This is a genomic window from Altererythrobacter xiamenensis, assembly GCF_900177715.1.
Taxonomy (GTDB): Bacteria; Pseudomonadota; Alphaproteobacteria; order Sphingomonadales; family Sphingomonadaceae; genus Erythrobacter; species Erythrobacter xiamenensis.
On the sequence record NZ_FXWG01000001.1, the window covers coordinates 796,207 to 802,500 of the forward strand.

Here is a 6,294-nt window from a genome sequence, read left to right on the forward strand (position 1 = left end):
ATGCCCTGGCAAATGGTATTGTGCCGTCTTCGGGTGACAAGATATGGGCCAAGCTCCGGGTCACCCCTCTCGATCAAGCTACTCAAAGACCTTGGCCCAGATTAGAGGCCGCATGTCGACTTTCATCCTCGAATTTCAGAATCTCGATGGTCACACCACCGAGACGGTGACGCTCGAAGGCGAGAATCCTGCGCAAGCCTTCCGCCTTGTCGAACAGAAGCAAACGTCATCCCCGGTAAAGCTCTTTCGCGAACATTACCGAGGGCGCAAGTTCCTGGGCGAGATTCAAAGGGACCGCACGGGCGTCTGGCACATCCTTGAAAACAATCGAACAGGAGAGCCGAGATGATCAGACTGATTGGTTTGGGTTTGATCGGAGGAGCAGCGTTTCTCGCGTACCGTCGCTTCGCGCAGCCCAGGAACAGCAATGCTGCCTACGCTCCGGATCAACCGCATGAAAGCTACATGGATGTGCGCGATGCCGGGCCGCAGGCCATGCGGGACGAACCTCAGAGGGAATGGACCGAGACAGACGAGGATCTCGACGAGAGTTTCCCTGCCAGCGATCCGCCCGGAGGATATTGAGCCTTTGCGCCTCGTCGCTTGCAGCTGATGGCGGTCGATCTCGTCATCCTGGGCGTCGTTATAGCGTCAAACAATTTCGCTGCCGCGCTGGCTCTGGGGGCTGTCGGGGCAAGAAGCCGCCGTTGGCGTATCCTGGTTGCCTTCGGGGTCTTCGAGTTCCTTGTGCCGCTGACCGGCCTGTGGCTGGGTAGAGAGGCCTCTAACCTGATAGCGGATGCGGCAGAGTGGATTGGCCCGATCCTCCTGGCGAGTTTGGGATGTTGGGCTTTGTACAAGGCAAACGAAAGATCGCTGGGCGACAATTCCGGTGTGGAAGCCATCACCAGTTGGAAAGGCCTTATAGCTCTGGCCGGTGGTTTGAGCATCGATAACCTCTTTGTCGGCTTCAGCATCGGCCTGGGTCGGCTCGATCCGCTGACACTGGCTACGACGATCGCCGTGTTCTCGATCCTCTTCACGCAAATAGGGCTGGAGATCGGCGCGCGCGCCAGTGGAAATCATGAAGGCTCGGCGCGGAAAGCCGCAGGGCTGCTCCTGCTTGCGCTGGCCGTTGCCGATTTTCTCGGGTTCGTCTGAAAATGGACTTGTGCCTATGGTCCGGGTGCGACCCGTCACATATTTTGGGCGTCCCGACGACATTGCATCGGCTTTTTCGGCACGATCTTCGGGTTCGCTCGTTACAGGTATGAGGAGTTATCACCATGTTTCAATGCGATAGCTCCTCGAACCATAATCAAACCAATGGAGAAGGAGTATGCTTGACGAGAAAATCAGAGACCATTCCCTAATCGGCAGCGATCGGGTCGAAGGCACGTCTGTCTACGGCAGGGAAAAGAACAAGATCGGGACCGTGCGCCGGATCATGATCGACAAACTCTCGGGTGAGGCCCGCGATGTCGAAGTTTCGGTTGGCGCCTTCCTCGGTATGGGCGGCAAACTGCACAGCCTCCCTTGGGAGAAGTTCGAATACGACACCGAGCTGGGTGGTTACAAGCTCGATGTAACCGAAGAGCAGTTGAAGAACGCCCCGACACACAACGAAAACGAGCGCGATCAGCAATTTGATCGCGACTATCAGTCGAAGGTCTACTCGTATTGGGTCGTCGCCCCCTACTGGTGATCCAACGATCGGCGCCCCGGCAATCTAATCGTTCGGGGCGCTGACCTTCACAAGCAAGCTTACCGAAAAGAGCGATATGAAACGTGCCATGCTCCCCCCTGCCGCGGCGCTCACCATGCTGGTCGCATGCGGCGAGAGCTCTCCCGACACGCTGACCGAAACTGAACAGAGCGCGGAAAGCACCATAGCTGATGGCGATGCCCGGGTTTCCACATCGACACCCGATCAAGGTCCAGCGAACCGCAATTCTGGCGGTGAAACTGACTTCGACAAGGACATGGCGTATTATTTCTCGCAAGGCGAGCGAGGAGCGACGCTCAGTTTTGGCGTTCCGCAGACAGACAATATTGCGCTCAACTTGCGCTGCCCGCTCGGCGCTGGTGGGAAGAGCGTGCTAGTCTATTTTACCCGGCCCGGGAGAATTGTCGCAAAGCGTCCCGCGACAATTGACCTGAGAGCGGGGGAAGCGGAACAACAGCTTCCGATCGAGACGCGCGAAACCCAATTGGGAACGACGGTCGAGGTAGAAACCGCTGTCAGTACGCCGGTTATGCAGCAATACCGGACCGGCCAACCGCTCGACGTGTTCTATGGGGAGGAGAAAGTGACGATCCCGTCCCGTAGCAGCGATCGCGAGATTCAGCAGTTCTTCAACGCCTGCGCGGCCTGACCAAGAGAGGCTCTACTATGACCAAGCGACGCATTTCACATTTCTCGTTCCACCGAGAAACAGCCTAAGCTCGCCCCTCATCGCGCGCGATCACAGCAAGAAGCGCGAAGCTCGCCAACCAATGCTCGCCAGCATAGTCGCCCGCGATGTGCTCGATCCCGCGTGCTAGATGCTCATCGGCACGCAGATCCAGCAGATTCCAGTCGCTGTCAGCGCCTAGCCTGTTCCGCATGGCAAACAGACACCAGGCCCTGCTCAGATTGAGGCCATCGAGATGGGCAATCTTCCCGTCACTTCGATCGCTGACAATCACCGGTCTACATTCCCGTGCCAACCAGCCGTTGTCGATTACGAGGGTCTTGAGCCATGCTGCAAAACGTCCGTTCGGCATGATGCGGCTCATCAGAAGAGCCCCTGTCAAAACAGGCGAGAGAAACTCATCGCCGCCAGGCTCCCAGCCGGCGTAATCCTTCTTTTCGCCAAACGCCTTTAGTGACCAGCGGTCGATCGTTGAGAGTAGTTCGGAGTTGCGTGGTTCGGCCCATTCGCGAGCAAGCGTTAGCGCGAAGGCAGTATTGCCATGCGTTCCGCTGGTAATAGGATAATCCAATATATGAAGGTAGGCGCACAGTTTTTGCGCGAGAGCTTGCGCCAGTGGCTCGAGTTGCGCGCCCCATTCTCTATCGCCATGCCGTTCTGCCTCGTGATGAAGATAGAGCAGCCATGCCCAACCATAGGGGCGTTCGAATGCCCGCGCGCCGGAACGCTCGAAATACGCAAGTTCGGTCGCGATCTTGGATTGGGTGAAGGTGGTATCCGCCAAAGCTTCTGTGGCCAGTGCTTGCGGCATTAAGGGATATAGCCGTCGCAGCGTGAGCAGCGTCCACCAGCCGTGAACGCAGCTATGCCAATCGAAGCTGCCGAAGAATGCCGGATGCAGATCACGGGGGTGACGAATGTCACTTTCGCCAGCCATCACATGGTCGAGCTTGTGGGGATATTCACGTGCGACATGGCCAAGCGCGATGTCCGCAAATTTCCGGGCCAAATTTTCGCTCAGTTCCACAGCATATAGATCTCTACCACATGAATTCTGTCATCGCAGACCGGCAGCCTAGTGGCAGTACTGAAATCCGCAAAATTCCCTTGTCTTAGGTTCGCGCCCAACTTCTCTACCAAGCTTTGCTCGGGCATCGGCTGGAATCTCGAATTGAACAGAGCACCTAGTCTAGCGCTGCGTGACTGTTGCGCGCGTCCTGATTTCAGGATCAATAACCAGATCGCCTGTGCGCAGATCAACAAGATCACAGCCTTGCAAATTGCTATCACTCGCAAACACAAACAAGCCTTGATCTCAAATACGTTCCGCAAGGGAGCCCACATAGTGGTGGAACGCGTCGGCAGTCCGCCTGGTTGAGCCGCACTACGCAGCAACCTGCTTCTTATTTGCTTCCATGTGCCAACGAAAAAAGCCCCGCTGGGGGCAGCGAGGCTGATAAATTACATGTTTTCAGGGAGATGGTGGTTGCGGGGGTTGGATTTGAACCAACGACCTTCAGGTTATGAGCCTGACGAGCTACCGGACTGCTCCACCCCGCGGCACCTATGTCTGGCTTCAAACGCCAGCGCCGACTCCGTCGGCTTGGCTATCCTCGCTCATGCGACCTCAAGGTCGCATCGCTGTGGACGGCCGGTCGGCCTTGCGGATCATACGGATCCGATCGGCACAGCATCCTGGCCACAAAGCCAAAAGGGCCGACCCTGAGGTTCAGCCCTTTGACTAGTGAATGGGTTTTTTCCGCGCACCCGCCGGCTGCAATGCCTGGCGACGACCTACTCTCCCAGTGCTTAGGCACTAGTACCATCGGCGCTGCCTGGTTTCACGGCCGAGTTCGAGATGGGATCGGGTGGGTCACAGGCGCTAAGGTCACCAAGCAATGAAGCAGGCGGATGCGGCTTTAAATCGATGCCCTTTATCAAGGGTATTGGGCGTATCTGGCTTGAGGTTCCTCCTCAACGCCAGCCTGCAGGGCAGGACTGTCGTTGATGGTGGGATTCATCAAGCGCGATCAGAACTATTAGGACTGGTTAGCTCCACGCATTACTGCGCTTCCACACCCAGCCTATCAACGTCATGGTCTATGACGGTTCGAAGATACCTTATCTTAAGGGAGGCTTCCCGCTTAGATGCTTTCAGCGGTTATCCCGTCCATGCATAGCTACCCAGCGGCACGCCTGGCGGCATGACTGGTACACCAGAGGCATGTTCACCCCGGTCCTCTCGTACTAGGGGCAACTCCTTTCAAGTATCGACGCCCACGGCAGATAGGGACCAAACTGTCTCGCGACGTTCTGAACCCAGCTCACGTACCACTTTAATTGGCGAACAGCCAAACCCTTGGGACCTGCTCCAGCCCCAGGATGTGATGAGCCGACATCGAGGTGCCAAACGATTCCGTCGATATGAGCTCTTGGGAATCATCAGCCTGTTATCCCCGGCGTACCTTTTATCCGTTGAGCGATGGCCCTTCCACGAGGGACCACCGGATCACTATGACCGACTTTCGTCTCTGCTCGACTCGTCAGTCTCGCAGTCAGGCAGGCTTATGCCATTGCACTCTCGCAGCCGGTTTCCAACCGGCCTGAGCCTACCATCGCGCGCCTCCGTTACTCTTTAGGAGGCGACCGCCCCAGTCAAACTACCCGCCACAGAGGGTCCCACTACCGGATAACGGTAGTTGGTTAGACATCAGAAAACAGCAGGGTGGTATTTCACCTATGGCTCCACTCGGACTGGCGCCCAAGTTTCAAAGCCTCCCACCTATGCTACACAACTCTTTCCTAATGCCACTCTGAAGCTGCAGTAAAGGTGCACGGGGTCTTTCCGTCTAACCGCGGGTACTCCGCATCTTCACGGAGAATTCAATTTCGCTGAGCATATCCTGGAGACAGTGGGGAAGTCGTTACGCCATTCGTGCAGGTCGGAACTTACCCGACAAGGAATTTCGCTACCTTAGGACCGTTATAGTTACGGCCGCCGTTTACTGGGGCTTCAATTCGGAGCTTGCACTCCTCCTCTTAACCTTCCAGCACCGGGCAGGCGTCAGACCCTATACGTCGTCTTGAAGCCGACTTAGCAGAGTCCTGTGTTTTTGATAAACAGTCGCTACCCCCTGGCCTGTGCCCCCCGCTAAAAGTTGCCTTCTAACGGGGCCTCCTTCTTCCGAAGGTACGGAGGCAATTTGCCGAGTTCCTTCAGGATACTTCTCTCAAGCGCCTTGGTATACTCTACCTGACCACCTGTGTCGGTTTCGGGTACGGTCTATACGGAGAGGCTATTTCCAGGAACCGCTTGGCAGCCCAACCAATCCAATAAGGTTGAACTACTTCCACGATCCGTCACACATCTCCAGGTCACGGAATATTAACCGTGTTCCCATCGACTACCCCCTTCGGGCTCGTCTTAGGGGCCGACTCACCCTGCGCCGATTAGCGTTGCGCAGGAACCCTTGGTCTTTCGGCGAGAGGGCATCTCACCCTCTTTATCGCTACTCATGTCAGCATTCGCACTTCCGATATGTCCACCGTCGGTTACCCTTCGGCTTCATCCACTTACGGAACGCTCCGCTACCGCTGCAGTAAACTGCAACCCTAAGCTTCGGTGCATATCTTTAGCCCCGTTACATCTTCGCCGCAGGAACCCTTATTTAGACCAGTGAGCTGTTACGCTTTCTTTAAAGGATGGCTGCTTCTAAGCCAACCTCCTGGTTGTTTTGGGATTCCCACATGCTTTCCCACTTAGATATGACTTGGGGACCTTAGCTGTAGGTTAGGGCTGTTTCCCTTTTGACGACGGACCTTAGCACCCGCCGTCTGTCTGCCAGACTAAACTCGATGGTATTCGGAGTTTGGTTAGGTT

6 protein-coding genes, 1 tRNA gene and 2 rRNA genes (1 of these 9 only partly in view) are annotated in these 6,294 nt (G+C 56.2%); 5 read left to right on the forward strand and 4 right to left on the reverse strand.

Annotated features, from left to right (window positions below; genetic code table 11):
• Positions 1-112 precede the first annotated feature (112 nt).
• The 5 genes from CCE89_RS03965 (at position 113) to CCE89_RS03985 (ending at position 2,375) form a co-directional block, all read left to right on the forward strand.
• The gene (locus CCE89_RS03965; protein WP_086436689.1) at positions 113-349 is read left to right on the forward strand and encodes a hypothetical protein; all 237 of its coding nucleotides are present in this window, start codon (positions 113-115) and stop codon (positions 347-349) included.
• Positions 346-585 (forward strand): hypothetical protein, encoded by a 240-nt coding sequence (locus tag CCE89_RS03970; protein WP_086436690.1) that lies wholly within the window; start codon positions 346-348, stop codon positions 583-585. The genes CCE89_RS03965 and CCE89_RS03970 overlap by 4 nt, the downstream gene beginning before the upstream one ends.
• A gap of 27 nt (positions 586-612) precedes the next feature.
• Entirely contained in the window at positions 613-1,161 is a 549-nt protein-coding gene (locus CCE89_RS03975; protein ID WP_086436691.1) for a manganese efflux pump MntP, read from the forward strand.
• A gap of 178 nt (positions 1,162-1,339) precedes the next feature.
• Positions 1,340-1,705 (forward strand): PRC-barrel domain-containing protein, encoded by a 366-nt coding sequence (locus tag CCE89_RS03980; protein ID WP_086436692.1) that lies wholly within the window; start codon positions 1,340-1,342, stop codon positions 1,703-1,705.
• A 76-nt stretch (positions 1,706-1,781) separates the two neighbouring features.
• Entirely contained in the window at positions 1,782-2,375 is a 594-nt protein-coding gene (locus CCE89_RS03985; protein WP_086436693.1) for a hypothetical protein, read from the forward strand.
• A gap of 64 nt (positions 2,376-2,439) precedes the next feature.
• On the opposite strand, the gene CCE89_RS03990 is transcribed toward CCE89_RS03985, so the two are convergent.
• From CCE89_RS03990 to CCE89_RS04010, 4 genes are all read right to left on the reverse strand, one after another.
• Positions 2,440-3,441: a DUF2891 domain-containing protein gene (locus CCE89_RS03990; protein WP_086436694.1), complete on the reverse strand. Its 1,002-nt coding sequence runs from the start codon at positions 3,439-3,441 to the stop codon at positions 2,440-2,442.
• 456 nt (positions 3,442-3,897) lie between these two features.
• Positions 3,898-3,974 (reverse strand) — tRNA-Met (locus CCE89_RS04000).
• 221 nt (positions 3,975-4,195) lie between these two features.
• Positions 4,196-4,310 (reverse strand): 5S ribosomal RNA (gene rrf, locus CCE89_RS04005).
• 123 nt (positions 4,311-4,433) lie between these two features.
• Positions 4,434-6,294 (reverse strand): 23S ribosomal RNA (locus tag CCE89_RS04010) (it continues 927 nt past the right edge of the window).